Source organism: Pseudomonas parafulva NBRC 16636 = DSM 17004 (genome assembly GCF_000730645.1).
Taxonomy (GTDB): Bacteria; Pseudomonadota; Gammaproteobacteria; order Pseudomonadales; family Pseudomonadaceae; genus Aquipseudomonas; species Aquipseudomonas parafulva.
The window spans coordinates 1-25,394 of the sequence record NZ_BBIU01000033.1; the positions used below are offsets into that span (position 1 = coordinate 1).

The 25,394-nt window shown below is 62.6% G+C and carries 24 protein-coding genes and 1 tRNA gene; 13 read left to right on the forward strand and 12 right to left on the reverse strand.

Translation table 11 applies throughout. The features are described from left to right. Nucleotides 1-34: 34 nt before the first annotated feature. From dgcA to PPA02S_RS18620, 3 genes are all read right to left on the reverse strand, one after another. On the reverse strand, nt 35-2,095 hold the full coding sequence (gene dgcA / locus PPA02S_RS18610; protein WP_028635287.1) for a dimethylglycine demethylation protein DgcA: 2,061 nt from the start codon (nt 2,093-2,095) through the stop codon (nt 35-37). 15 nt (nt 2,096-2,110) lie between these two features. Then, the gene (locus PPA02S_RS18615; RefSeq protein WP_028635288.1) at nt 2,111-2,641 is read right to left on the reverse strand and encodes a DUF5943 domain-containing protein; all 531 of its coding nucleotides are present in this window, start codon (nt 2,639-2,641) and stop codon (nt 2,111-2,113) included. A gap of 76 nt (nt 2,642-2,717) precedes the next feature. Beyond that, nucleotides 2,718-3,695 (reverse strand): dipeptidase, encoded by a 978-nt coding sequence (locus PPA02S_RS18620; protein ID WP_028635289.1) that lies wholly within the window; start codon nt 3,693-3,695, stop codon nt 2,718-2,720. Between the two features lie 283 nt (nt 3,696-3,978). Between PPA02S_RS18620 and PPA02S_RS18625 the strand changes: the two genes are divergently transcribed. Beyond that, on the forward strand, nt 3,979-4,380 hold the full coding sequence (locus PPA02S_RS18625) for a lysozyme inhibitor LprI family protein (protein ID WP_028635290.1): 402 nt from the start codon (nt 3,979-3,981) through the stop codon (nt 4,378-4,380). Nucleotides 4,381-4,433: 53 nt separating this feature from the next. Here PPA02S_RS18625 and PPA02S_RS18630 read toward each other — a convergent pair whose 3' ends face one another. After that, nucleotides 4,434-5,378 (reverse strand): GlxA family transcriptional regulator, encoded by a 945-nt coding sequence (locus tag PPA02S_RS18630; protein WP_028635291.1) that lies wholly within the window; start codon nt 5,376-5,378, stop codon nt 4,434-4,436. Between the two features lie 147 nt (nt 5,379-5,525). On the opposite strand from PPA02S_RS18630, the gene choX reads away from it, so the two are divergent. The 5 genes from choX to PPA02S_RS18655 all read left to right on the forward strand — a co-directional run bounded on the left by choX (nt 5,526) and on the right by PPA02S_RS18655 (nt 9,463). Next, the gene (gene choX, locus PPA02S_RS18635) at nt 5,526-6,470 is read left to right on the forward strand and encodes a choline ABC transporter substrate-binding protein (protein ID WP_028635292.1); all 945 of its coding nucleotides are present in this window, start codon (nt 5,526-5,528) and stop codon (nt 6,468-6,470) included. 123 nt (nt 6,471-6,593) lie between these two features. Continuing rightward, on the forward strand, nt 6,594-7,478 hold the full coding sequence (gene cdhC / locus PPA02S_RS18640) for a 3-dehydrocarnitine:acetyl-CoA trimethylamine transferase CdhC (protein ID WP_028635293.1): 885 nt from the start codon (nt 6,594-6,596) through the stop codon (nt 7,476-7,478). A gap of 18 nt (nt 7,479-7,496) precedes the next feature. After that, complete coding sequence (locus tag PPA02S_RS18645) at nt 7,497-8,462, forward strand: L-carnitine dehydrogenase (RefSeq protein ID WP_028635294.1); 966 nt, start codon at nt 7,497-7,499, stop codon at nt 8,460-8,462. Nucleotides 8,463-8,472: 10 nt separating this feature from the next. Further along, nucleotides 8,473-8,940 carry a thioesterase family protein gene (locus PPA02S_RS18650; RefSeq protein WP_028635295.1) on the forward strand — a complete coding sequence of 156 codons (468 nt, stop codon included), beginning with the start codon at nt 8,473-8,475 and terminating at the stop codon, nt 8,938-8,940. A 265-nt stretch (nt 8,941-9,205) separates the two neighbouring features. Continuing rightward, complete coding sequence (locus tag PPA02S_RS18655; RefSeq protein WP_028635296.1) at nt 9,206-9,463, forward strand: hypothetical protein; 258 nt, start codon at nt 9,206-9,208, stop codon at nt 9,461-9,463. 110 nt (nt 9,464-9,573) lie between these two features. Here the strand turns inward: PPA02S_RS18655 and gbdR are convergent, their stop codons facing one another. Further along, entirely contained in the window at nt 9,574-10,680 is a 1,107-nt protein-coding gene (gene gbdR / locus PPA02S_RS18660) for a choline metabolism transcriptional regulator GbdR (RefSeq protein ID WP_028635297.1), read from the reverse strand. Between the two features lie 450 nt (nt 10,681-11,130). Continuing rightward, nucleotides 11,131-12,507, reverse strand: a complete 1,377-nt coding sequence (locus tag PPA02S_RS18665; protein WP_028635298.1) for an L-serine ammonia-lyase — start codon at nt 12,505-12,507, stop codon at nt 11,131-11,133. Nucleotides 12,508-12,958: 451 nt separating this feature from the next. Between PPA02S_RS18665 and PPA02S_RS18670 the strand changes: the two genes are divergently transcribed. The 3 genes from PPA02S_RS18670 (at nt 12,959) to choV (ending at nt 16,012) form a co-directional block, all read left to right on the forward strand. Next, nucleotides 12,959-13,906, forward strand: coding sequence for a choline ABC transporter substrate-binding protein (locus PPA02S_RS18670; RefSeq protein ID WP_028635299.1), 948 nt, complete (start codon nt 12,959-12,961; stop codon nt 13,904-13,906). Nucleotides 13,907-13,988: 82 nt separating this feature from the next. Continuing rightward, on the forward strand, nt 13,989-14,837 hold the full coding sequence (choW, locus tag PPA02S_RS18675; RefSeq protein WP_174435893.1) for a choline ABC transporter permease subunit: 849 nt from the start codon (nt 13,989-13,991) through the stop codon (nt 14,835-14,837). Next, on the forward strand, nt 14,834-16,012 hold the full coding sequence (choV, locus tag PPA02S_RS18680; RefSeq protein ID WP_028635301.1) for a choline ABC transporter ATP-binding protein: 1,179 nt from the start codon (nt 14,834-14,836) through the stop codon (nt 16,010-16,012). The genes choW and choV overlap by 4 nt, the downstream gene beginning before the upstream one ends. 104 nt (nt 16,013-16,116) lie before the next feature. On the opposite strand, the gene hisF is transcribed toward choV, so the two are convergent. From hisF to PPA02S_RS18705, 5 genes are all read right to left on the reverse strand, one after another. After that, nucleotides 16,117-16,887: an imidazole glycerol phosphate synthase subunit HisF gene (gene hisF / locus PPA02S_RS18685; RefSeq protein ID WP_028635302.1), complete on the reverse strand. Its 771-nt coding sequence runs from the start codon at nt 16,885-16,887 to the stop codon at nt 16,117-16,119. Nucleotides 16,888-16,995: 108 nt separating this feature from the next. Further along, entirely contained in the window at nt 16,996-17,727 is a 732-nt protein-coding gene (gene hisA, locus PPA02S_RS18690) for a 1-(5-phosphoribosyl)-5-[(5-phosphoribosylamino)methylideneamino]imidazole-4-carboxamide isomerase (RefSeq protein WP_028635303.1), read from the reverse strand. Nucleotides 17,728-17,840: 113 nt separating this feature from the next. Continuing rightward, nucleotides 17,841-18,479, reverse strand: coding sequence for an imidazole glycerol phosphate synthase subunit HisH (hisH, locus tag PPA02S_RS18695; protein WP_028635304.1), 639 nt, complete (start codon nt 18,477-18,479; stop codon nt 17,841-17,843). Continuing rightward, nucleotides 18,480-19,073 carry an imidazoleglycerol-phosphate dehydratase HisB gene (hisB, locus tag PPA02S_RS18700; protein ID WP_028635305.1) on the reverse strand — a complete coding sequence of 198 codons (594 nt, stop codon included), beginning with the start codon at nt 19,071-19,073 and terminating at the stop codon, nt 18,480-18,482. Nucleotides 19,074-19,278: 205 nt separating this feature from the next. Beyond that, nucleotides 19,279-20,940: an OFA family MFS transporter gene (locus PPA02S_RS18705; protein ID WP_028635306.1), complete on the reverse strand. Its 1,662-nt coding sequence runs from the start codon at nt 20,938-20,940 to the stop codon at nt 19,279-19,281. A 257-nt stretch (nt 20,941-21,197) separates the two neighbouring features. Between PPA02S_RS18705 and PPA02S_RS18710 the strand changes: the two genes are divergently transcribed. The 4 genes from PPA02S_RS18710 to PPA02S_RS18725 all read left to right on the forward strand — a co-directional run bounded on the left by PPA02S_RS18710 (nt 21,198) and on the right by PPA02S_RS18725 (nt 24,949). Then, the gene (locus PPA02S_RS18710; RefSeq protein WP_028635307.1) at nt 21,198-23,450 is read left to right on the forward strand and encodes an AsmA family protein; all 2,253 of its coding nucleotides are present in this window, start codon (nt 21,198-21,200) and stop codon (nt 23,448-23,450) included. Next, on the forward strand, nt 23,447-24,511 hold the full coding sequence (mutY, locus tag PPA02S_RS18715; protein WP_028635308.1) for an A/G-specific adenine glycosylase: 1,065 nt from the start codon (nt 23,447-23,449) through the stop codon (nt 24,509-24,511). The genes PPA02S_RS18710 and mutY overlap by 4 nt, the downstream gene beginning before the upstream one ends. Then, nucleotides 24,511-24,783, forward strand: a complete 273-nt coding sequence (locus PPA02S_RS18720) for an oxidative damage protection protein (RefSeq protein ID WP_028635309.1) — start codon at nt 24,511-24,513, stop codon at nt 24,781-24,783. Before mutY ends, PPA02S_RS18720 begins: the two co-directional genes overlap by 1 nt. A 90-nt stretch (nt 24,784-24,873) precedes the next feature. After that, nucleotides 24,874-24,949: transfer RNA gene (locus PPA02S_RS18725), tRNA-Phe, on the forward strand. A gap of 138 nt (nt 24,950-25,087) precedes the next feature. Here the strand turns inward: PPA02S_RS18725 and PPA02S_RS18730 are convergent. Next, the gene (locus PPA02S_RS18730) at nt 25,088-25,384 is read right to left on the reverse strand and encodes an addiction module antidote protein (RefSeq protein WP_028635310.1); all 297 of its coding nucleotides are present in this window, start codon (nt 25,382-25,384) and stop codon (nt 25,088-25,090) included. Nucleotides 25,385-25,394 lie beyond the last annotated feature (10 nt).

The following is a 25,394-nucleotide window of genomic DNA, read 5'->3' on the forward strand; positions in this document are numbered from 1 at the left end:
GGAAACCGCGCTCAGCGGCGGCTATTTTTAAAGATCAGAAGTCCTTGCACAGGCGCAAGGCGTCGTAGATCGCCGCATGCACGTTGCGCTGGGCCACGCAGTCACCAATGCGGTACAGCAGGTAGCCCTCGCCTGGCTGGCTGAGGATCGGCTGTGGCTTGATGGCGAACAGCGCCTCCACATCGATCTGGCCTTTGTTGCGCGAGCCGTCCTTCAGTGCGTAGTACAGCTGCTCGTCAGGACGCACGCCGTTCTCCACCACCACCTGGTCCACCACGCGCTCTTCCTTGGCACCGGTGTATTCGTTTTCCAGCACCGCCACCAGCTTGTCGCCCTCGCGGTAGACCTTTTCCAGCATCATGTCGCCGGTCATGATCACTTCTTTGGGGTACATGCTGCGGTAGTAGGTGGGGAAAGTGGTACCGCCCATGGCCACACCCGGCTTGATATCGTCGGTGACGATTTCCACCTGGCAGCCCTTGTCGGCGATGAAGTCCGCCACCGACATGCCGGTGAACTCGCAGATGGTGTCGTACACCAGCACGTTCTTGCCCGGTGCAACCTTGCCATCCAGCACGTCCCAGCTGCTGACCACCAGCCCTTCGGCAGCGCCCCAGTGGTCGTTCTGCTCCAGGAACGAGTGCCCGCCCACGGCCAGTACGATGATGTCCGGGCGCAGGTCCTGGATGGTGTCCACGTCGGCGGCGGTACCCAGGCGCAGGTCCACTTTCAGGCGCGCCAGCTCCAGCTGGTACCAGCGGGTGATGCCGGCAATCTGGTCGCGCTGCGGCGCTTTGGCGGCGATGGTGATCTGGCCACCAATCTGGTCTTTCTTCTCGAACAGGGTCACATCGTGGCCACGTTCAGCGGCCACGCGGGCCGCCTCCATGCCGGCAGGGCCAGCACCTACAACCACCACCTTGCGCTTGGCGCCCGTGGTTTTCTCGATGATGTGCGGCACACCCATGTATTCACGGGAGGTGGCGGCGTTCTGGATGCACAGTACGTCCAGGCCCTGGTACTGGCGGTCGATGCAGTAGTTGGCACCCACGCACTGCTTGATCTGGTCGATCTGGCCCATCTTGATCTTGGCGATCAGGTGCGGGTCGGCCATGTGCGCACGGGTCATGCCGACCATGTCCACGTAGCCGCCTTCAAGAATGCGCGTGGCCTGGTTCGGGTCCTTGATGTTCTGTGCGTGCAGCACCGGTACCTTGACCACTTCCTTGATACCTGCGGCCAAGTGCAGGAACGGCTCCGGCGGGTAGCTCATGTTCGGGATGACGTTGGCCAGGGTGTTGTGGGTGTCGCAACCCGAACCTACCACGCCGATGAAGTCGAGCATGCCCGTGGCATCGTAATACGCAGCGATCTGCTTCATGTCCTCGTGGCTGAGGCCATCGGGGTGGAACTCGTCACCGCAGATACGCATGCCTACGCAGAAGTCGTCACCGACCTCGGCACGCACGGCCTTGAGCACTTCCATGCCGAACTTCATGCGGCCTTCGAAGCTGCCGCCCCACTCGTCGGTACGCTTGTTGACACGCGGGCTCCAGAACTGGTCGATCATGTGCTGGTGCACCGCCGACAGCTCCACGCCGTCCAGGCCGCCCTCTTTGGCGCGGCGCGCAGCCTGCGCGTAGTTACCGATCACACGCCAGATCTCTTCCACCTCGATGGTTTTGCAGGTGGCGCGGTGCACGGGCTCACGGATACCCGAGGGCGACATCAGGGTGGGCCAGTTGAAACCGTCCCAGCGCGAGCGACGGCCCATGTGGGTAATCTGGATCATGATCTTGGCGCCATGCTTGTGCATGGCATCGGCCAGGTTCTGGAAGTGCGGGATGATGCGGTCGGTAGACAGGTTGACCGATGCCCACCATTCCTGCGGGCTGTCGATGGCCACCACCGACGAGCCGCCGCAGATGGCCAGGCCGATGCCGCCCTTGGCCTTCTCTTCGTAGTACTTCACATAGCGGTCGGTCGTCATGCCGCCGTCAGTGGCGTAGACCTCGGCGTGCGCGGTGCTGAGCACGCGGTTGCGAATGGTCAGTTTGCCGATCTGAATCGGCTGGAACATTGCTTCGAATGCCATGACGCTATCTCCGGCTTACAACGGCTTCGTTACGAACAGGCCATCTTCGTGGCCTTCTTCCGACCCGCCGTACACCTGTTCGGCAACGGTGCGGATCGAGCTGCCGCGGGCAGCGAGAATCTGGTCCATGGCGCCGGCGAACCAGCCGGTGAACATGTAGTCGACCTTGCGGCCACATTTGCCATAGACGTACACGAATGCAGAGTGCTTGAGCTTGACGCTGCAGGTGCCCTTGTCCAGGTCGATGTCCTGGATCTCGAACAGGCCCCAGCCACGCTGGCTCAGGCGTTTCATGTAGTGCTCGAATACCGCGACGCCTTCCAGGCCGTGGCACTCGGCCTCTTTGTCGCACCAGTGCCAGGCAGATTTGTAGCCGGCCTTGTAGAGGATCTCGGCGTACTTGTCGGCGCCCAGGACTTCCTCGATACCCTTGTGGTTGTTGACGAAGAAATGCCGCGGTACGTACAGCATCGGCAGGGCGTCGCTGGTCCACACACCGGTTTCGCTGTCGACTTCAATTGGCAATTGCGGGGCGATCTTGGCCATGGAAACTCAACTCCAGAAAAATTTTTATTGGGTTGCCCCGGCGTTGCTGGCAGGGGCTTCAGGCTTGGAGAGCGGCTTATTCGCCCCAGACGTCTTTCAATACGTTGACCCAGTTCTCGCCCATGATCTTGCGGACCACGCGCTCGGAATGGCCGCGCTTGAGCAAGGTTTCGGTGAGGTTGGGGAACTCGCCCACGGTACGGATGCCCAGCGGGTTGATGATCTTGCCGAAGTTGGTCAGGCGGCGGGCGTAGCCCTTGTCGTGGGTGAGGTATTCGAAGAATTCCTTGCCATGACCTTGGGTGAAGTCGGTACCGATACCAATGGCATCTTCACCAACGATGTTCATGGTGTACTCGATGGCCTCGGCGTAGTCGTCGATGGTGGAATCGATCCCCTTGGCCAGGAACGGTGCAAACATGGTCACACCCACGAAGCCGCCGTGGTCGGCGATGAACTTCAGCTCTTCATCGGACTTGTTGCGCGGGTGCTCCTTGAGCCCGGACGGCAGGCAGTGGGAGTAGCACACCGGCTTTTTCGATTCGAGGATGACTTCTTCGGAGGTTTTCGAGCCAACGTGGGACAGGTCGCACATGATGCCCACGCGGTTCATTTCGGCAACGATCTCGCGGCCAAAACCAGACAACCCGCCGTCACGCTCGTAGCAGCCGGTGCCTACCAGGTTCTGGGTGTTGTAGCACATCTGCACGATGCCCACGCCCAGCTGCTTGAAGATCTCGACGTAGCCAATCTGGTCTTCGAACGCATGGGCGTTCTGGAAGCCGAAGAGGATGCCGGTCTTGCCCAATTCCTTGGCCTTGCGAATGTCAGCGGTGGTACGCACGGGCATCACCAGGTCGCTGTTCTCGCGGATGAGCTTCTGGCTGGCGGCAATCTGGTCAACGGTCGCCTTGAAGCCTTCCCAGACCGACACGGTGCAGTTGGCGGCGGTCAGGCCACCTTTGCGCATGTCCTCGAACAGCTCGCGGTTCCACTTGGCGATGATCAGGCCATCGATGACGATGCTGTCGGCGTGTAATTCGGCTGGGCTCATCAGGCGTCCCCTTTTATTGAATGGGTGGCGCCAAACCTTGTGCCGGCGCTTTGGGGCCAGCATATGCCTGCGGCCCGAGGCGCCCCGATGCAAAAACGACAGGGGGTTTGCCGAAAGCGTCAATGCGCGACAAGCCGCCCTCTGGCGGGGTTTTCGGCAATGAGAGACAGTCTCGATAACAACCTGGGCAGCCCTGTTGATGAACATTTTGCCGAAGAGCTATCGCCGGGCGAGCGGCTGAGGGAGAATCCGGCCATTCATCAGTTTTGCGAGGAGAATACGGATGAAAGCAATGGCATGGATGGTACTGCTGGCGGTGGTGTCTGGCGCCCACGCAGCGGAAGAAGAAAGCACCCCTTGCGACAACGTCGAAACCGACCAGCAGACCTATGCCTGTGCAGCCTTCAGCAAGCAGGCCGCCGAGCGGGAACTGCAAGCGGCTTACGATGACCTGATCCAACGTGTGCGCGACCAGTACGCCGACCAGGGCAGCCAGGTGAGCGCCCTGGTAGGGCAACTGGACGCGGCGCAGAAGTTGTGGGCCCAATTGCGCGATGCCGACTGCAAGGTGGAAACCTTTGCCGAGAAGAAAGGCAGCAAGGCGTTCCAGGCGGCGTGGGATACCTGTGTGGCACAACGCAGCGATGACCGCTCGGAGTACCTGCAGTCCATTGGTCAGCAGTGAAGCGGGTCTGGCCTCATTGTGGATAAATCCGCGATGCGGCCCTCAGGCGGAAATCACACTGCCCTGCCCGCCCGATCCGTGCGCGGGCAACGCTGGTACCGCGCCCGGTAACAGCGGGTAAAGTACGAAGCCGACTCAAACCCGCAAGCCACCCCCACCTCCAGCACGCTCATGTCGGTCTGGCGCAATAACTGCCGCGCTTTTTCCAAACGCAAACGCAGGTAGAAACCGCTGGGGGTATCGCCCAGATGCAGGCGAAACAGCCGCTCCAGCTGCCGACGCGTCACCTGGACGCTTTCGGCCAGCACCTGTGTGTTGAGCGGCTGTTCGGTGTTGCGCTCCATTTCGCCGATCACCTTCACCAGCTTGCGGTTGCTGATGCCATAGCGGCTGGCAATCTGCATACGCTGGTGGTCCTGTCGCTGACGGATACGCCCGAGCACGAACTGTTCAGAAACCTCCACCGCCAGCTCGGCACCGTGGGCCTGTGCGATCAGGTCGAGCATCATGTCGATCGACGCCGTGCCGCCTGCGCAGGTGATGCGGCGCCGGTCGATCTCGAACAGCTCCTGGGTGGCTTGCAGGTCTGGGTAATTCTCGCGAAAGGCATCCAGCGCCTCCCAGTGCACCGTGGCGCGATGCCCGTCGAGCAAGCCCGCCTGGGCCAGCACCACGGCGCCGGTATCAATGCCGCCCAACACCACCCCGCCGTGGTCCAGGCGGCGTAGCGCCTGCTGCAGCGCCGTGCCATAGCGGGCCAGGGGTTCGAACCCGGCCACGATCAACAGCATGGCGCAGGGCTCACCTGCCCCCAGTGCTGCGTCGGCGTTCACCGACATGCCGTTGCTGGCCTGCACTGGCCCACCATCCAGGCTCAGCACCTGCCACCGGTACAACGGCCCGCGGAAGCGGTTGGCTACCCGCAGCGGCTCCAGCGCACTGATGAACCCCATGGCCGAGAAGCCGGGTAGCAATAGGAAATGAATGATTTGCGGCATTGCATGCTCCACGGCAAAGGTGGTCGCCTCCGTGCAACTGTTGGTCGCCAGGGTGCGATTTTCCACCCTGCCAGCAGCGTAGCGTGTTCACACCGCCCCAAAGAGGCCGGCCCCCATAAAAATATGCACTGCCGATGGAGAGCCACCATGCACAGCTTGATCCGCCGCAGCTTGTTAACACTCGCCCTGAGCAGCATCGCCGTTGCCCCCACTTACGCCGCTGACGCTGCAGCCTGCAAGAACGTGCGCCTGGGCGTGGTCAACTGGACCGACGTCATCGCCACCAGCGCCGTCGCCCAGGTGCTGCTCGACGGCCTTGGCTACCAGACCAAGCAGACCAGCGCGTCACAGCAGATCATCTTCGCCGGTATCCGCGACAAGCGCCTGGACATGTTCCTGGGTTACTGGAACCCGATCATGACCCAGACCATTACGCCTTTCATCGACGCCAACCAGGTGAAGGTACTGGCCAAGCCGAGCCTGGAGGATGCTCGCGCCACGCTGGCGGTGCCCAAGTACCTGTACGACAAGGGCCTGAAAACCTTCGCCGACATCCATAAATACGAGAAGGAACTGGGCGGCAAGCTCTACGGCATCGAGCCCGGCTCCGGCGCCAATACCCAGATCAAGGCGATGATCAGCAACAACCAGTTCGGCCTGGGCAAGTTCCAGCTGGTGGAGTCCAGCGAGGCCGGCATGCTCGCGGCGGTAGACCGCGCTGTGCGCCGCAAGGAAGCGGTGGTGTTCTTTGGCTGGACGCCCCACCCCATGAACGTGAACATCGACATGGCTTACCTGGGGGACAGCCAGGGCGCACTTGGGCCTGATGAAGGCCGCGCGACGGTATGGACCGTAACCGCACCTGACTACGCCGAGCGCTGCCCCAACGCCAACCGCCTGCTGGCCAACCTCACGTTCAGTGCCGAGGACGAGAGCCGCATGATGCAACCGCTGCTCGACCACAAGGACGCGCTCGAATCGGCCCGCCAGTGGCTCAAGGACCACCCCGAAGACAAGGCCCGCTGGCTTGAGGGGGTGACCACCTTCGACGGTAAGCCGGCTGCGGACAACCTCAAGCTTACCGCCAACTGATCCAGTCCCTTCGCGGCTAAACCCGCTCCTACAGGTTACGCATAGTCCAGGAGACCAAACGGCCCCCTGTGGGAGCGGGTTTACCCGCGAAAAGACCAGCACAGACAACACAAGGAACACGCCATGAATCACGACGTCATCATCACCTGCGCCCTCACCGGCGCGGGCGACACCGCCTCAAAAAGCCACCTGGTCCCCGTCACCCCGCAACAAATCGCCGCTGCTGCCGTGGAAGCCGCCAAAGCCGGCGCCACCGTCGTGCACTGCCACGTCCGCGACCCGCAAACGGGCCGCTTCAGCCGTGACGTGGCGCTGTACCGCGAAGTCATGGAGCGCATTCGCGAAGCCGATGTCGACATCATCGTCAACCTCACCGCCGGCATGGGCGGCGACCTGGAAATCGGCCCCGCTGAAAACCCCATGGCCTTCGGCCCGGGCACCGACCTGGTCGGCCCGCTGGAGCGCCTGGCCCACGTGGAAGCCCTGCTGCCGGAAATCTGCACCCTGGACTGCGGCACGCTCAACTTCGGCGACGGCAATTCGATCTACGTGTCCACCCCAGCCCAGTTGCGCGCCGGGGCCAAACGCATCACCGAGCTGGGGGTAAAAGCCGAGCTGGAGATCTTCGACACCGGCCACCTGTGGTTTGCCAAGCAGATGATGAAGGAAGGCCTGCTGCACGACCCGCTGTTCCAGCTGTGCCTGGGTATCCCCTGGGGCGCGCCCGCAGACACCACCACCATGAAGGCGATGGTCGACAACCTGCCGGCCAACGTCACCTGGGCCGGCTTCGGCATCGGCCGCATGCAGATGCCCATGGCGGCGCAGGCAGTGCTGCTGGGTGGCAATGTGCGGGTGGGGCTGGAAGACAACCTGTACCTCGATCGGGGCGTACTGGCCAGCAACGGCCAGTTGGTCGAGCGCGCGGTGGAGATCATCTCCCGCCTTGGCGCCCGCGTGCTGACCCCTGCCGAAGGCCGGGAAAAGATGAACCTCAAGCGCCGCTGATCCTATTGGGAGACAACCATGACCTTCATCACCGAGATCAAGACGTTTGCCGCATTGGGCAGCGGCGTAATAGGCAGTGGCTGGGTGGCCCGCGCCCTCGCCCACGGCCTGGATGTGGTCGCCTGGGACCCGGCGCCGGGGGCCGAGCAGGCGTTGCGCAAACGTGTCGCCAATGCCTGGCCTGCATTACAGCAACAAGGCCTGGGGCCGGGCGCGTCACAGGCCCGCCTGCGATTTGTGAGCACTATCGAAGCGTGCGTGCGGGACGCTGACTTTATCCAGGAAAGCGCCCCCGAGCGCCTGGACCTCAAGCTGGACTTGCACGCCCAAATCAGCGCCGCCGCCAAACCCGATGCCATTATCGGCAGCAGCACATCGGGCCTGCTGCCCAGCGAATTCTATGAATCGGCCAGGCACCCTGAGCGCTGCCTGGTCGGCCACCCCTTCAACCCGGTCTACCTGCTGCCGCTGGTAGAAATCGTCGGCGGCAAGCACACCTCCCCTGCGGCCATCGACGCGGCGAAAACCATCTACACCGCCCTCGGCATGCGCCCACTGCACGTGCGCAAGGAAGTGCCAGGTTTTATCGCCGACCGCTTGCTGGAGGCGCTGTGGCGCGAAGCCCTGCACCTGGTCAATGACGGCGTGGCCACCACCGGGGAGATCGACGATGCCATACGCTTTGGCGCTGGCCTGCGCTGGTCGTTCATGGGTACCTTCCTCACTTACACCTTGGCGGGTGGCGACGCCGGCATGCGCCATTTCATGTCGCAGTTCGGCCCGGCACTCAAGCTGCCCTGGACCTACCTGCCAGCGCCAGAGCTCACCGACAAGCTGATCGACGATGTGGTGGAAGGCACCTCGGAGCAACTGGGCGAGCGCAGCATTGCAGCCCTCGAGCGTTACCGAGATGACACCCTGCTGGCGGTGCTGGGCGCCGTCCAGGCCAGCAAAGCCCGCCATGGCATGGCTTTTGGTGATTGAGGAGAATTCGATGCCGGCACTGATCACCTACCGCACCCAAGTCCGTGAGGAATGGGTCGATTACAACGGGCACCTGCGCGATGCGTTCTACCTGCTGATTTTCAGTTACGGCACCGATGCGTTGATGGAACGCATCGGGCTGGATGCCGACCACCGAGAACAGAGCGGTAATTCGCTGTTCACCCTTGAGGCCCATATCAATTATCTGCATGAGGTGAAGCTGGGCACAGAGGTGTGGGTGCAAACGCAGATCATCGCTTTTGATCGCAAGCGCCTGCACGTGTATCACAGCCTGCACCGATCAGGGTTCGATGAAGTGCTGGCGGCCAGTGAACAGCTACTGCTGCATGTGGACTTGGCAGGCCCACGATCTGCACCTTTCAGTGAGCAGAGTATCGGGCTACTGCAGGGGCTCGCTCAAGGGCAGCAGGATCTGCCAGCCGCAGTTTACGTACAGCGGGTGATTGGCATTACATGACCAAAAAAATAACCCCGGAAAGCCGTGAGCATCCGGGGCCAAGAGCGAGCAACATCCACTGTGCACGTGTGAGGGTGACCAAACCCTCCGCTTCGGTAGATGGCTTGAGTGTGCGCACTTCATGGCGGGGGGATTTAGCCGGAAACGACCTGTTCTTAGCCAAAGCGGCCACCCCTGCATTCCGAGGTTGCGGGCGTGTCGTACCCGTCACAGAATCGGTCGTAAATCACGCAGCACTCTCTTCGCGATAAAAGGGATAACAGCCATGATGCATGCCGATTTGATTGACCAGGACGACCTCGCAGGCCACCTGCGCGCACGCGGGTTCGACATACCAGCCGGGGCTACCGCGGAGCAGGCTTGCGAAGCTGTGGTGCGCGGGCTCACTGAGCCCAATGCACGGGCGTTGAAAGGGATGGTGGAGCAGATGTACACCGGGAGCGCGACCATTCTGCCGGCGGTGCGCCAGGCAATCGACAAGCAGCTGCTGCCGGCCTTGGCACAGTTCAGCAAGCGCGCCTGAGGGACCTTTTCTCCGTACTGGCCCATTCGCGGGTAAACCCGCTCCTACAGGTACTGAAGACCACAGGCACCTGTAGGAGCGGGTTTACCCGCGAACAAGCCAGTGCCGTGTCAAAGCCTTACGCTGGCAAACGTCGACTCGTTGCGCGCCTGGCTCAAGGCAGCCATCGGCCCGCTGTGGGGCGACAGGGTAATCGCCTGCGGGATCGGCATCATCGCCACCTGCTGGGTGGTGTTGGAGCCCACACGCTCGTCACGCGGCGGAATGCCGAAGTACTCGCGGTAGCACTTGGAGAAGTGCGGCGTGGAAACGAAGCCACACACCGACGCCACCTCGATGATCGACATGGGCGTCTGCTTGAGCAGCTGCCGGGCGCGGATCAGGCGCAGCTTCAGGTAGTAGCGTGATGGCGAGCAATGCAGGTACTTCTGGAACAGCCGCTCCAGCTGTCGCCGCGACACCGCCACGTAAACCGCCAGCTCGTCCAGGTCGATCGGCTCTTCGAGGTTGGCCTCCATCAGGGCGACAATTTCCTGCAGCTTCGGCTGGTTGGTACCCAGCATGTGCTTGAGCGGCACGCGTTGGTGGTCCTGCTCGTTACGAATGCGCTCGTACACGAACATCTCGGAAATCGCAGCCGACAGCTCACGGCCATGATCGCGGCTGATCAGGTGCAGCATCATGTCCAGCGGCGCGGTACCGCCAGAGCTGGTGAAGCGGTTACGGTCGAGGGTGAACAGGCGGGTGCTCATGTTCACCCGTGGGTAGGCTTCCTGCATGGCGGCCAGGCATTCCCAGTGCACGCTGCAATCGAAACCATCGAGCAGGCCGGCACAGGCCAGCGCCCAGCTACCGGTGCACACCGCACCCAGGCGGCGCGACTGACGGGCCTGGGCTTGCAGCCAGGTGACATGCTCACGGGTAACGGTGCGCTGGATGCCTACACCGCCGCAGACGATCACGGTGTCGATGGGGGGCGCGCTGTGCATGGCCGCGTCCGGGGTAATCTGCAAGCCATCGCTGGCCCAGACCTGGCCACCGTCCACGGTGAGCGTGTGCCAGCGGTACAGCTCACGGCCAGACAGCTGGTTGGCCATGCGCAGCGGCTCCACGGCCGAGGCCAGTGAAATCAGGGTGAAGTTGTCCAATAGAAGAAACCCGATGGACTGGGGTGCTGTGCGGTTCTGGGTTGGGTTCCCGGAGGTGTACGACGTCATCGCGGTTTCTCCTCACACAAATGCAGGGTGTGCCTCAGGCGGGCACTGATTTCTTGTTATTGCCCCGCTTGATGGTGTGCAGGGCCTGTTGACCAATATCTACGCAAACGCCGTGCCTGAAATTGAACGGCTATTCGAAAAAACCTGAAAACGACCTATTGAGTCGGCAAAATCAGGCGTTTCCTACAAGTTGGCGACTGCGCCAAAAGCGGCGAGCTAGGCGCCATGCGTGTAACCCCTGAGCACTTTGGTGACACGGAATGTGCAGGCTGCCCAGAAACGACACTTTTAAGTGTCACCGACAATGCCAACATCGATTGCGACATCTGACGATCGGTAGGGGTAGCGCCGCGCCGAAATGGGGCAGGAAGGGTGCTTTTGCACCTTGTTAAAACGCTTTGGGGCCATTGCGGACTTGCCCGCAATGGCCCGTAACGCCTGGCTGGATACTCAGCACTCGATTGCGCTGACCGCCAGGCCACCGCGCGAGGTTTCCTTGTACTTGTCGTGCATGTCGGCACCGGTATCGCGCATGGTGCGTATAACCTGGTCCAGCGAAATGAAGTGCTCACCGTCGCCGCGCAGGGCCATTTGCACCGCATTGATGGCCTTGACCGCAGCAATGGCATTGCGCTCGATACATGGCACCTGCACCAGCCCGCCCACCGGGTCACATGTGAGGCCCAGGTTGTGCTCCAGGGCGATTTCTGCAGCGTTCTCCACTTGCGGTGGGGTGGCGCCCAGCACTTCGGCAAGGCCCGCCGCCGCCATGGCGCAGGCCGAGCCCACTTCGCCCTGGCAGCCCACTTCGGCGCCGGAGATGGACGCGTTTTTCTTGCACAGGATGCCCACCGCTGCCGCTGCCAGGAAGAAGTCGACAACGTTGGACTCGTTCACTTCATCGCTGAAGCGCATGTAGTAGTGCAACACCGCCGGGATGATACCGGCGGCACCGTTGGTGGGTGCCGTAACCATTCGCCCGCCAGCGGCGTTCTCTTCGTTGACCGCCAGGGCGAACAGGTTCACCCACTCCATGGCGCTCATGGTGGAGCCAATCACATTGGGCTTGCCGATTTCCTGCAGGCTGCGGTGCAGCTTGGCGGCACGGCGGCGGACGTTCAGGCCACCGGGCAACGTGCCTTCGTACTTCAGGCCATTGTTCACGCATTCCTGCATGGCAGCCCACAGCTTGTGCAGGCCCGCGTGGATCTCTGCCTCGCTGCGCCACACCTTCTCGTTGGCCATCATCAATTGCGACACGCTGAGGTCGTTTTGCTTGCACAGGCTGAGCAGTTCGGCAGCACTGTTGAAATCGTACGGCAGCACCGTCTGGTCGGCGTCCAGCACACCGCTGGCAGCCTGGGCCGCATCCACCACAAAGCCGCCGCCCACCGAGTAGTAGGTGTCGCGGTGCAGCTCGCCCTGCTCACCTTCGGCGACCAGGGTCATGGCGTTGGGATGGTAGGGCAGGTTCTCGTCCAGCAGCAGCATGTCCCGGGCCCAGACGAATTCGATGGGGCGGCCATTGTCAAGCTGCAGGGTATTGGTTTCACGCAGGTCGGCGATGCGCGGGGCAATCTGGGTAGGGTCGATTGCATCGGGCCATTCGCCCATCAGCCCCATGATGGTGGCGCTGTCGGTGCCGTGCCCCACACCGGTGGCCGACAGTGAGCCATACAGGCGCACCTCGATCCGTTTCACGTGGTCCAGCTCGCCACGCTCGCGCAGCCCCTGGACGAACAGGGCGCCGGCACGCATGGGGCCGACGGTGTGCGAGCTGGAAGGCCCGACACCGATCTTGAACAGGTCGAACACGCTGATGGCCATTGTTGAATCACCTCTTGCTGGGCTTGTCTCTGCGCGCCATGCGCAGGGTGGGGCAACTGCTAGGCTCAAACAGCGGCCCACCTTGAATGCACGCATCATCGGGCTTTTACCGCCCCCCTCGCCGTCTGCAACCGACGTAGTTTTGTCCGCCAGCGCCGCGCTGTTCTGGCCTGGTAACAGCGCCCGCTACGCCGTTTTCCAGCGGCCTGGTGACGCAAAAATACGGCTGGAGGGGGAGAAGAACCTATAAGCGACATCGCCAATACTGGATACGACCCGTTGCGTACTGGATACGACCCCACCAGTAGGCGATTGCCCGGCGCTGGAGGATTATCGAAAGCGACTCGTAAAGCACGGCCACGCAACCTGCCCTCTGCAGGCCTGATCGACCGGTCCCTCAGAAGCCCGGCGAAACACGCGAACCCGAAGACAAAATCACAGGAGTCCATCCATGAAAGGTTCACCCTCGCTGTTGCTGGTGGCGTTGCTGTCCGCACCACTGCTGGCCCAGGCTGCAGAGCCCGAACAGTGTCAGACGGTCAGGTTTTCGGATGTCGGCTGGACCGACATCACGGTAACCACGGCTACCACCAGCGCTGTGCTCGAAGCCCTGGGTTACAAGACCCACACCACGATGATTTCGGTGCCGGTGACATACAAGTCGCTGGCAGCCGGCAAAGACCTGGACGTGTTTCTCGGCAACTGGATGCCGACCATGGAAAACGACATCAAGCAGTACCGCGATGCCGGTACCGTCGAGACCGTGCGCGCCAACCTGGAAAACGCCAAATACACCCTGGCCGTGCCGCAAGCCCTGTATGACAAGGGCCTGAAGGACTTCAGCGACATTCCCAAATTCAAGGATGAGCTCAAGGGCAAGATCTACGGCATCGAACCGGGCAACGATGGCAACCGCACCATCCAGAGCATGATCGACAAGAATGCCTTCGGCCTGAAGGACGCCGGCTTCACCGTCGTCCAGTCCAGCGAAGCCGGCATGCTGTCCCAGGTCGACCGTTCGCAGAAGCGCGGCGAGGCCATCGTGTTCCTGGGCTGGGAACCCCACCCCATGAACACCCGCTTCAAGATGCAGTACCTCACCGGTGGGGACGACTTCTTCGGCCCTGAATTCGGCAAGGCAACGGTGTACACCAACACCCGCAAGGGCTACGTGCAGGAATGCAGCAACGTGGGCCAGTTGCTGAAGAACCTGGCTTTCGACCTGAAGGACGAGAGCACCATGATGGGCTACGTGCTGGACGACAAGATGAAGCCCGATGCAGCCGCCAAGAAGTGGATCAAGGACAACCCCGGCAAGCTGGATACCTGGCTGGCGGGCGTGACCACCGTGGATGGCAAGCCTGGCCTGGAGGCGGCCAAGGCAAAACTCACGCAATAGAAGAACTACGCAGTAGCGCTACCTCGGGGCAGGACCGTGCCCGCCCCGGGTTGATTTCAATCTACGCAGGTGGAAGCTCGCTATCATGCTTATCGATCAAAAAATACCGCTGGGCCAGTACATGTCCTCGTTCGTCGAGTGGCTGACCCAGCATGGCGCGAATTATTTCGACGCCATTGCGCAGGGCCTGGAATTCATGATCCATGGCGTCACCAGTGCCCTGACCTGGTTCAACCCGCTCGTTCTCATCGCCCTGTTCGCCGCCCTGGCCCACCTGATCCAGCGCAAGTGGTCGCTGACTGCATTCGTTGCCCTGTCGTTCCTGCTGATCCTCAACCTGGGCTACTGGCAAGAAACCATGGAAACACTGGCCCAGGTGTCGTTCGCCACGGTGGTGTGCGTGGCCATCGGCGTGCCGCTGGGCATCGTCGCGGCGCACAAGCCGATGTTCTACACCGCCATGCGCCCGGTCCTGGACCTGATGCAGACGGTACCCACCTTCGTCTACCTGATCCCTACCCTGACCCTGTTCGGCCTGGGCGTTGTGCCGGGGCTTATCTCCACCGTGGTGTTCGCCATCGCGGCGCCCATCCGCCTTACCTACCTCGGCATCTGCGACGTCCCGCAGGAGCTGATGGATGCCGGCAAGGCATTTGGCTGCTCGCGCCGCCAACTGCTCACCCGTATCGAACTGCCGCACGCGATGCCGAGCATCGCCGCTGGCGTCACCCAGTGCATCATGCTGTCGCTGTCGATGGTGGTGATCGCCGCCCTGGTGGGCGCGGACGGGCTGGGCAAACCTGTGGTCAACGCACTGAACACCGCTGATATCTCCCTGGGCTTCGAAGCGGGCCTGGCGATCGTGCTGCTGGCAATCATGCTCGACCGTATCTGCAAGCAACCGGAACTGCCGGCAAGGGGTGAAGCATGAGTATCATTCGGTTCGAAGACGTCGACGTCATCTTCTCCAACAAGCCGCGCGAAGCGCTGTCGCTGCTGGACCAGGGCAAAACCCGCGAAGAGATCCTCAAGCAGACCGGCCTGGTGGTGGGCGTGGAAAAGGCCAACCTGGATATCCAGAAAGGCGAGATCTGCGTACTGATGGGCTTGTCCGGCTCGGGTAAATCCAGCCTGCTGCGCTGCATCAACGGCCTGAACACGGTAAGCCGCGGCAAGCTGTTCGTGGAGCACGAAGGCAAGCACATCGACATTGCCCACTGCACACCGGCCGAGCTGAAGATGATGCGCACCAAGCGCATTGCCATGGTGTTCCAGAAGTTCGCCCTGATGCCCTGGCTGACGGTGCGCGAAAACATCAGCTTCGGCCTGGAAATGCAGGGCCGCCCGGAGAAAGAACGGCGCAAGCTGGTAGACGAGAAACTGGAGCTGGTGGGCCTGGCTCAGTGGCGCAACAAGAAGCCGGACGAGCTTTCCGGTGGCATGCAGCAGCGCGTGGGCCTGGCCCGGGCGCTGGCGATGGACGCCGACATCCTGCTGATGGACGAACCGTTCTCGGCACTCGACCCGCTGATCCGCCAGGGCCTGCAGGATGAGCTGCTGACCCTGCAGAGCAAACTGAACAAAACCATCGTGTTCGTCAGCCACGACCTGGACGAAGCCCTGAAGCTGGGTAGCCGTATTGCGATCATGAAAGATGGCCGCATCATCCAGTACAGCAAGCCGGAAGAGATCGTGCTGAACCCGGCCGACGAATACGTGCGTACCTTCGTCGCCCACACCAACCCGCTGAACGTACTGTGCGGCCGCAGCCTGATGCGTAGCCTGGACAACTGCAAACGGGTCAACGGCTCGGTTTGCCTGGACCCGAGCGGCGATTCGTGGCTGGACCTGGGCGAAGGCAATTCCATCACCCGTGCACGCCAGGGGCAGAACGGGCTGGAAATGCAGAACTGGGCGCCAGGGCAGGCAGTGGAAGGGCTGGGCCGCAGGCCGACCTTGGTGCATGCGGATATCGGCATGCGTGAAGCGCTGCAGATTCGTTACCACACCGGTAACAAGCTGGTGTTGCAGGAGAACGACAAGGTGGTCGGGATTCTGGGGGATACCGAGTTGTATCACGCTTTGCTCGGCAAGACCCACGGTTGACGTGATTGGGGCCGCCTTGCGGCCCATCGCGAGCTTTGCTCGCTCCTACGGGGAATACGCGTTCCGTGCTCGCGATGGGCTGCAAAGCAGCCCCAATCAATGCCTCAACGAACGACGATCCCGCGCGAAGCCATGTAGGCCTTGGCCTCAGGCACCGTGTACTCGCCAAAGTGGAAGATACTGGCCGCCAGCACCGCACTGGCGTGCCCTTCCAGGATGCCATCGGCCAGGTGTTGCAGGTTACCCACACCGCCCGAGGCAATCACCGGGATGCTCAGCGCATCGCTGATGGCCCGGGTAACGCCCAGGTCGAAACCGTTTTTCATGCCATCCTGGTCCATGCTGGTCAGCAGGATTTCACCGGCCCCCAGCGCCTCCATCTTCATCGCCCACTGCACGGCATCCAGCCCGGTCGGCTTGCGCCCGCCATGGGTGAAGATCTCCCAACGGGGTTGTTCACCAGGGCCAGACACCTGCTTGGCATCGATTGCCACCACGATGCACTGGGAACCAAAACGGTCCGCCGCCTCGCCAACGAACTCCGGGTTGAACACAGCAGCCGTGTTGATCGAAACCTTGTCGGCACCGGCATTGAGCAGGTTGCGGATGTCCTGCACGGTACGCACGCCGCCGCCCACGGTCAGCGGGATGAACACCTGGCTGGCCATGCGCTCCACGGTATGCAAGGTAGTGTCACGCCCATCGACGCTGGCGGTGATGTCGAGGAAGGTGATTTCGTCGGCGCCCTGCTCGTTGTAGCGACGGGCGATTTCCACCGGGTCGCCGGCATCACGGATGTTCTCGAACTTGACGCCCTTGACCACGCGGCCGTTGTCCACGTCCAGGCAAGGGATTATGCGTTTGGCTAAAGCCATGGGTCAGGCTCCTGACGGCAGCTGCAAGCGGCAAGCTTCAAGCTTCAAGTGAAGAGCGGCTGGTATAGCGCTCACTCTCTTGCAGCTTGCCGCTGCCGCTTGCCGCTCTTAGTGGTTGTCGCAGAAGGCCTGGGCCTCGGCGACGTCGAGGGTGCCTTCGTAGATGGCACGGCCGGTGATGGCACCGATGATACCCGGGGCCTTGGCGTCCAGCAGGGCCTTGATGTCGCCCAGGTTGTGGATGCCGCCCGAGGCGATTACCGGGATCGAAGTCGCTTCGGCCAAGGCCTTGGTGAAGGGCACGTTGCAGCCCTGCATCATGCCGTCCTTGGCGATGTCGGTATAGACGATCGCCGAGACGCCGTCGGCCTCGAAGCGCTTGGCCAGGTCGATCACCTGCACCGAGCTGACTTCGGCCCAGCCATCGGTAGCGACGAAGCCGTCCTTGGCATCCAGGCCGACGATGACCTTGCCAGGGAACGCCTTGCACGCCTGGGCAACGAATTCAGGTTCCTTCACCGCCTTGGTGCCGATGATGACGTAGCTGACGCCCGCCCTGACATAGTGCTCGATGGTTTCCAGCGAGCGGATGCCGCCGCCGATCTGGATCGGCAGGGTGGGGTAACGCTTGGCGATGGCAGTGACCACCTCACCGTTGACCGGCTGGCCTTCGAAGGCGCCGTTGAGATCGACCAGGTGCAGGCGGCGGCAGCCACCTTCGACCCACTTGGCGGCCATGCTCACCGGGTCGTCGGAGAATACCGTGGAGTCTTCCATGCGGCCCTGGCGCAGGCGCACGCAGGCGCCGTCCTTCAGATCGATAGCGGGGATAATCAGCATGTGTGTTCCTCAAAATTCACAAGCTGCAAGCCTCAAGCTTGCACGCGGATCTTCGAGCTGCGCGCTCCTGCTTGGCGCTTGCAGCTCGAAGCTTGAAGCTCGGGGCTGGGGGTTTACCAGCGCCCATCCCAGGCAACGAAGTTCTGCAGCAGCTGCAGGCCATGGGTGTGGCTTTTTTCCGGGTGGAACTGCACGGCGAAGCGCGAGCCATCGGCCAGGGCGGCGGCGAAGTCGACGCCATAGTGGCCACGGCCGACTACCTGCCCCGGCTTGCCGGCATTGATGTAGTAGCTGTGCACGAAGTAGAAGCGCGCCCGGTCAGGGATGTCGTGCCACAGCGGGTGGTCGATGCTCTGGCTGACTTCGTTCCAGCCCATGTGCGGCACCTTCAGGTGCTCGCCGTCTTCTTGCAGGCCTTTGCCAAAGAAGCGCACCTGCCCAGGGAACATGCCGATGCAGTCGACACCGTCGTTTTCTTCGCTGTGCTCCAGCAGGGCCTGCATGCCTACGCAGATACCCAGAAACGGGCGGTCCTGGCTGACTTCGCGCACCAGGCTGTCAAAGCCCAGGCGGCGGATTTCGGCCATGCAGTCGCGGATGGCGCCCACACCGGGGAACACCACGCGGTCAGCCTCACGGATGACAGCGGCGTCGCTGGTTACCAATACCTTGCCGGCACCGACGTGCTCCAGCGCCTTGGCCACCGAGTGCAGGTTGCCCATGCCATAGTCGATTACGGCTACCGTCTGCATTTACAGGCACCCTTTGGTGGATGGCATCTGCCCGGCCATGCGCTCGTCGAGGGTGATGGCCATGCGCAGCGCGCGGCCGAAAGCCTTGAACACGGTTTCGATCTGGTGGTGGGTGTTGTGGCCACGCAGGTTGTCGATGTGCAGCGTCACCAGGGCGTGGTTGACGAAGCCCTGGAAGAATTCCTGGAACAGGTCGACATCGAAGCCACCGACGCTGGCACGGGTATACGGCACATGCATCTGCAGGCCCGGGCGCCCGGAGAAGTCGATGACTACCCGCGACAGGGCTTCATCCAGCGGCACGTAAGCGTGGCCATAGCGGAAGATGCCTTTCTTGTCGCCGATGGCCTGGGCGAACGCCATGCCCAGGGTGATACCGACGTCTTCGACGGTATGGTGATCGTCGATATGCAGGTCGCCCTTGCACTCGATATCCAGATCGATCAGCCCGTGGCGGGCGATCTGGTCCAGCATGTGTTCAAGGAAAGGCACACCGATATCGAATCGGGCCTTGCCACTGCCATCGAGGTTGATCGAGCACTTGACCTGGGTTTCCAGGGTGTTGCGCTCGACGGAAGCCTTACGTTCGACCATCACCAGCTCCGCAAAAATCATGGGGCGAAAAGGGCTCCATTATAGGCCCAGATGGCGCCGGCTTGGAACGCGCATGACATATGGCAGGGCCAGTAATTGCGGGGGATGGATGGCGTTACAGGTCTATACAAGCTGGGATGTGAGCATCGCGGGCAAGCTCGCTCCCACCGCAAACTAGCCGGTGGGAACGCAGCCCGCGATCAGGTCAATGGAACAACACAGCAGTCTTCTGCAAGGTGATCCACACGCCCCACGCCAGCGGCACAACCACCACCGCCCACGCCAGCAACACCAACGGCAGGCTGCCCGGTGCTGGCTTCCACTCCAGCGAGCGTGCCTCATCGGCGCCCTTGTCGTGGCTGAGCGCACGCTCGGCGGCGAGCTCGGCATCGGTCATGAAGTGCTTGTCTGCCACCGGGCGTACCAGCATGTTGCAGATGAAGCCCAGCACCAGCAGGCCGGCCAGGATGTACAGCGTCATGTCGTAAGCCGCCGCCCGCGCCACGCCCGCCGCCAGCTGCGACTCGCGCAGGTAGGTGATGAGCACCGGCCCCAGTACACCCGCCGCCGCCCAGGCAGTCAGCAGGCGACCATGGATGGCGCCGACCATCTGCGTACCGAACAGGTCAGCCAGGTAAGCGGGCACGGTGGCAAAGCCACCACCGTACATCGACAGGATGATGCAGAAGGCCGCGACGAACAGTGCCACGTTGCCCAGGTGCCCCATGTTCGGCACCAGGCTGTACAAGCCCACGCCCAGGGCAAAGAAGGCGAAGTAGGTGTTCTTGCGGCCGATGTAGTCCGAGAACGACGCCCAGAAGAACCGCCCACCAATGTTGAACAGGCTCAGCAAACCGGTGAAGCCCGCAGCGATGGCTGCAATCTGCGCCAGTTGCGCGGCGTTCAGTTCGCTGAAGGTCAGCTCGTTGCCCAGCAGCTTGCCCGCGAACACTTCCTGCAGCAGGGGCGAAGCCATGCCGATAATGCCGATACCGGCCGACACGTTCAGGCACAGCACCAGCCAGATCAAGGCGAACTGCGGCGTTTTCCAGGCCACGCTGACGTGCACGTGGCGGTCGGTGACCATGCTGTTGCCTGCTTTCTTCGCAGGGGCAACCCAGCCTTCGGGCTTCCAGCCGGTTGGCGGCACCCGGTACGCCAGGGCGCCGGCGGTCATGAACACAAAGTAGATCGCCGCCATGGCCACGAAGCTCTGCCACACGCCCACTTCATGCGCGTTGCCGAAGTGGCCCATCAGCGCAGTGGCCAAGGGTGCACCCACCATCGCGCCGCCGCCAAAGCCCATGATCGCCATGCCGGTGGCCATGCCGCGTTTGTCCGGGAACCACTTGATCAGCGTCGAAACCGGCGAAATATAGCCCAGGCCCAGGCCGATACCGCCAATAACCCCCGAGCCCAGCCACATCAGCCACAGTTGATGGGTTTTCACGCCAATGGCAGAGATGAGCATGCCGCCGCACCAGCACAGGGCCGATACCAGGCCGGCTTTACGCGGGCCCGCGTGCTCCAGCCAACCACCCAGCACGGCCGCCGAGCAGCCCAGGAAGACGAAGAACAAGGTGTAGATCCAGCTGAGCATCGAAATCGGCCAGTCGCAGTCGGCACTGAACAGCTTGGCGATGAAGCTCATGTCCGGGGCACACGCCACCGGTGCGCTGATCCCCAGGGCCTGGGACAGCGGCAGCCAGAACACCGAAAAGCCATAGGCCATGCCGATGCACAGGTGAATGGCCAGCGCCGCCGGCGGTACCAGCCAGCGGTTGAAGCCCGGCCGGGCGATAATGCGCTCCTTGGACAGGAAGCCTGGCGCGCTGGCCGGTGCCCCCGTCGAGACAGTACTACTCATGGACGTGATCCTTTTTTTATAGGTAAGTGCAGGCAAAGCGGCGCAAGGGTAGCAGCATCAGCGCTGGATGAAAGCAATCTGATATCGCTTATTGTGGCGCAGCTGAACCGGTCCTGCCTGACAAGATCCAAACACTCCTCTGCTTGCCACAGCGGCAGTGCCGATTGAAGCCGTCCTATCCGATGCATGCGTAGGATAGGCGCTGCGGCGCTATACTCTGCCGCTTGAATTCAAAATCGGACTACAAGGACTCGCCCATGAAAGCGTTCGGCAAAATCCTGGGCCTCGGGCTTCTCGGGTTGTTGCTGATCATCGTGGCGCTGGGCTTCGCCCTGACCCACCTCTTCGATCCCAACGACTACAAAGACGAGATTCGCCAGCTGGCACGCGACAAGGCTCATGTGGAGCTGACCCTCAACGGGGACATCGGCTGGAGCCTGTTCCCATGGCTTGGGCTGGAGCTGCATGAAGCCAGCATCGCCACCCTGAACACGCCCAAGGAGCCCTTCGCCGACTTGCAGATGCTTGGCCTGTCTGTGCGCGTGCTGCCTTTGCTGCGCCGCGAAGTGCAGATGAGCGACGTGCGCGTCGAAGGCTTGAACCTGACCCTGGCCCGCGACGAACAGGGCCATGGCAACTGGGAAGATATCGGCAAGCCGCTGCCGGCCCAGGGCGAGCCGGGCAAGGCTGCGCAAGCCGACGCCACGCCTGCGGCCGGCGCCCAGCCTCGGCCTGCCGATGGCAACGAGCGCCCGGTGAAGCTGGATATCGACAGCCTCACCGTGAACAACGCCCGCGTGCAGTACACCGACGCACGCACCGGCAACAGCTACAACGCCGAAAGCATCCAGCTGAGCACCGGCCCCGTGCATGAAGGCGTGAACATCCCGCTCAAGGCCAGCGCCTTCATCAGCGCCAGCCAGCCGAACATCAAGGCCCGCACCGAGCTTGCCGGCGAGCTGCGGTTTGACCGCAAGCTCAAGCGCTACAACCTGGAGGACATGCGCCTGTCGGGCGAAACCTCGGGTGAGCCTACCGGCGGCAAGACCGTGACCTTTGCCGCCCAGGGCCAACTGCTGCTGGACCAGGGCGCCAACGTCGCCTCGTGGAACGGCCTGAAGGTGTCGGCCAACCAGCTGCGCGCCCTTGGCGAGCTGAACCTGCGTGACCTGGACAAGGCGCCGCAAGTGAGCGGGGGCCTGTCCATCGCCCAGTTCGACCTGCGCGCGTTCATGGACAGCATCGGCCACCCGCTGCCAGCCACCAATGACGCCACGGCACTCACCAAGCTGGAACTGGTCACCCGCCTGCAAGGCACGCCAGCCAGCCTGGCCCTTGAAGACCTGGCAGTGAAGCTGGACGCCAGCGCCTTCACCGGCCGCGTAGCCATCGAGGACTTCGCCAAGCAAGCCCTGCGGGTGCAATTGAAGGGCGACACCTTTGACGCCGACCGCTATCTGTCGGCCAAAAGCCAGGAGGCCAAAGGCGCCACCGCCGCGCGCCAGGCCGAAGTGCAGCAGCAGGAGGCCAGTGCCGTGGCCGGTGCCGGCAGTACGCCGCTGCCCAACGCCCCCACCCAAGTTGCCTGGAGCAATGACAAGCTGCTGCCGGTGGACCGCCTGCGGGCCCTGGACCTGCAGGCCGACCTGAGCTTCGGCGCCTTGACCCTGGACAAGCTGCCAATCAGCAATGCCCGCCTCACCGCCAACGGCCAGGGCGGCCTGCTGACCCTGCAAACCCTGCGCGGTGACCTGTACAACGGCAGCTTCGAGGCCAAGGGCACGGTCGACGTGCGCCCTGCTGTGCCGCAACTGGGGGTGAACACCCGTATCCAGCGGGTGCCGGTGGAGCACTTCATCAAGACCGACGGCAAGCAGCAGACCCCGCCGGTGAAAGGCCTGCTGACCCTGTCCAGCGACCTGACGGCCACCGGCAACAGCCAAAAGGCGCTGGTGGACACCCTCAACGGCAACGCCAACTTCACCATCAATGACGGCGTGCTGGTCAATGCCAACCTGGAACAGCAGCTGTGCCAGGCCATCGCCACGCTCAACCGCAAGTCGCTCAGTGGCGAACCACGCGGCAAGGACACCCCGTTCCAGGAGCTGCGCGGCAGCGTGGTGGTGCGCAACGGTGTGGCCAGCAACCCGGACCTGAAAGTGCGTATCCCTGGCCTTACCGTGAACGGCCACGGTGACGTGGACCTGCGCGTGCTGGGCATGGACTACAACGTGGGTGTGATCGTGGAAGGCGACCAGCGCGCCATGCCCGACCCTGCCTGCCAGGTGAACGAACGCTACGTGGGTGTGGAACTGCCGCTGCGCTGCCGTGGCCCGCTGGAGCTGGGCGCCAAGGCCTGCCGCCTGGACCAGGAAGGCATGGGCAAGGTCGCGGCCAAACTGGCCGGCAACCGCCTGAAGGACAAGATTGATGAAAAGCTTGATGAAAAACTCGGAGACAAAGTGAGCCCGGAACTCAAAGACGCGCTCAAGGGGCTGTTCAAGCGATGACCCCCGAGCAGTTCTCCAGCGCTGTGCTGGGCTGGTATGACCAGCACGGCCGCCACGACTTGCCCTGGCAGCAGGGCATCAACCCGTACCGGGTGTGGGTGTCCGAAATCATGCTGCAACAAACCCAGGTGAGCACCGTGCTCAACTACTTCGACCGCTTCATGCAGGCGCTGCCGACCGTGCAGGCGCTGGCCGAAGCCCCGGAAGACGAAGTGCTGCACCTGTGGACGGGCCTGGGCTACTACACCCGCGCCCGCAACCTGCAGAAGGCAGCCAGAATGGTGGTAGAGCAGCACGGCGGCGAGTTCCCGCGCAGCGTCGAACAGCTCACCGAGCTGCCCGGCATCGGCCGCTCCACCGCCGGGGCCATTGCCAGCATCAGCATGGGCATCCGTGCGCCGATCCTGGACGGTAACGTGAAGCGCGTACTGGCGCGCTTCACCGCCCAGGCCGGCTACCCGGGCGAGCCCAAGGTCGCCAACCAGCTGTGGGCAACGGCCGAGCGCTTCACCCCGCAGCAGCGCGCCAACCACTACACCCAAGCGATGATGGACCTGGGCGCCACCCTGTGTACCCGCAGCAAGCCCAGTTGCCTGATCTGCCCGGTGCGCCGTGGCTGCGAGGCGCACCTGCATGGCGAAGAAACCCGCTACCCCGAGCCCAAGCCACGCAAGGCGTTGCCGCAGCGGCGCACGCTGATGCCGCTGCTGGCCAATGCCCAGGGCGCCATCCTGCTGTACCGCCGCCCCTCCAGCGGCCTGTGGGGCGGGTTGTGGAGCCTGCCGGAGCTGGACGACATCGCCCAGCTCGACGACCTGGCCTACCAGCACGGCCTGCGCCTGGCGGGTAGCCGCGCCCTGGGCGGCCTTACCCACACGTTCAGCCACTTCCAGCTGGCCATCGAGCCTTGGCTGGTGCGCGTCGACCCGGTCGGCGAGCACGTGGCCGAGGCCGACTGGCTCTGGTATAACCTCGCCACCCCACCCCGCCTGGGCCTCGCTGCCCCGGTGAAGAAGCTGCTGAAACGCGCAGCCGACGAACTGATTGCAGGAGATGCCTGATGACCCGCACCGTGATGTGCCGCAAGTACAACGAAGAACTGCCCGGCCTGGACCGCCCGCCCTACCCCGGCGCCAAGGGCCAGGACATCTTCGATCACATCTCGCAGAAGGCCTGGGCCGACTGGCAGAAACACCAGACCATGCTGATCAACGAAAAGCGCCTGAACATGATGAACGCCGAGGACCGCAAATTCCTCCAGGCCGAGATGGACAAGTTTTTCGCCGGCGAAGAGTACGCCCAGGCCGAAGGCTACGTGCCACCCTCGGAATGACCCCAAGGAACGTAAGCGACGGAATTGATTTAAAATTTTTTCAAAAAGTCGTTGACGAGCGGTCTGAAAGTCTATTTAATTCACCTCGTCGCCCAGATAGCTCAGTCGGTAGAGCAGAGGATTGAAAATCCTCGTGTCGGCGGTTCGACTCCGTCTCTGGGCACCACCTTCAGCTTCTGGTGGTTGCAAAGTTACCCGAAGCGACAACAAGAAACCCGCCTAGTGCGGGTTTTTTGTTGTCTGGATTATTTTGATCTCGGAACTGCCGTCGCCGCCATATCAGCCGCGACAGGCGGCATCATCCCTAAGTCCGCGGCACCACCTCGGCATGCAGCCTGACCCCCAATGCAGCCATTACTTTCATGATCGTCGCCAGGCTCAGGTTCCCCTCCGCAGACAGCGCCTTGTACAAGCTCTCCCTGGTCAGCCCAGTATCACGTGCGAGCTGGGCCATACCGCGAGCGCGCGCGATATCACCGAGGGCGGCGGCCAGCAGCGTAGGGTCGTTTTCTTCCAGACAGGCCTCAAGATAGAGGGCCATGTCTTCCTCTGTTTTCAAATGGTCGACGGCGTCCCACTTGGTCAATTTTGTATGTGTCATGGCAGGGATG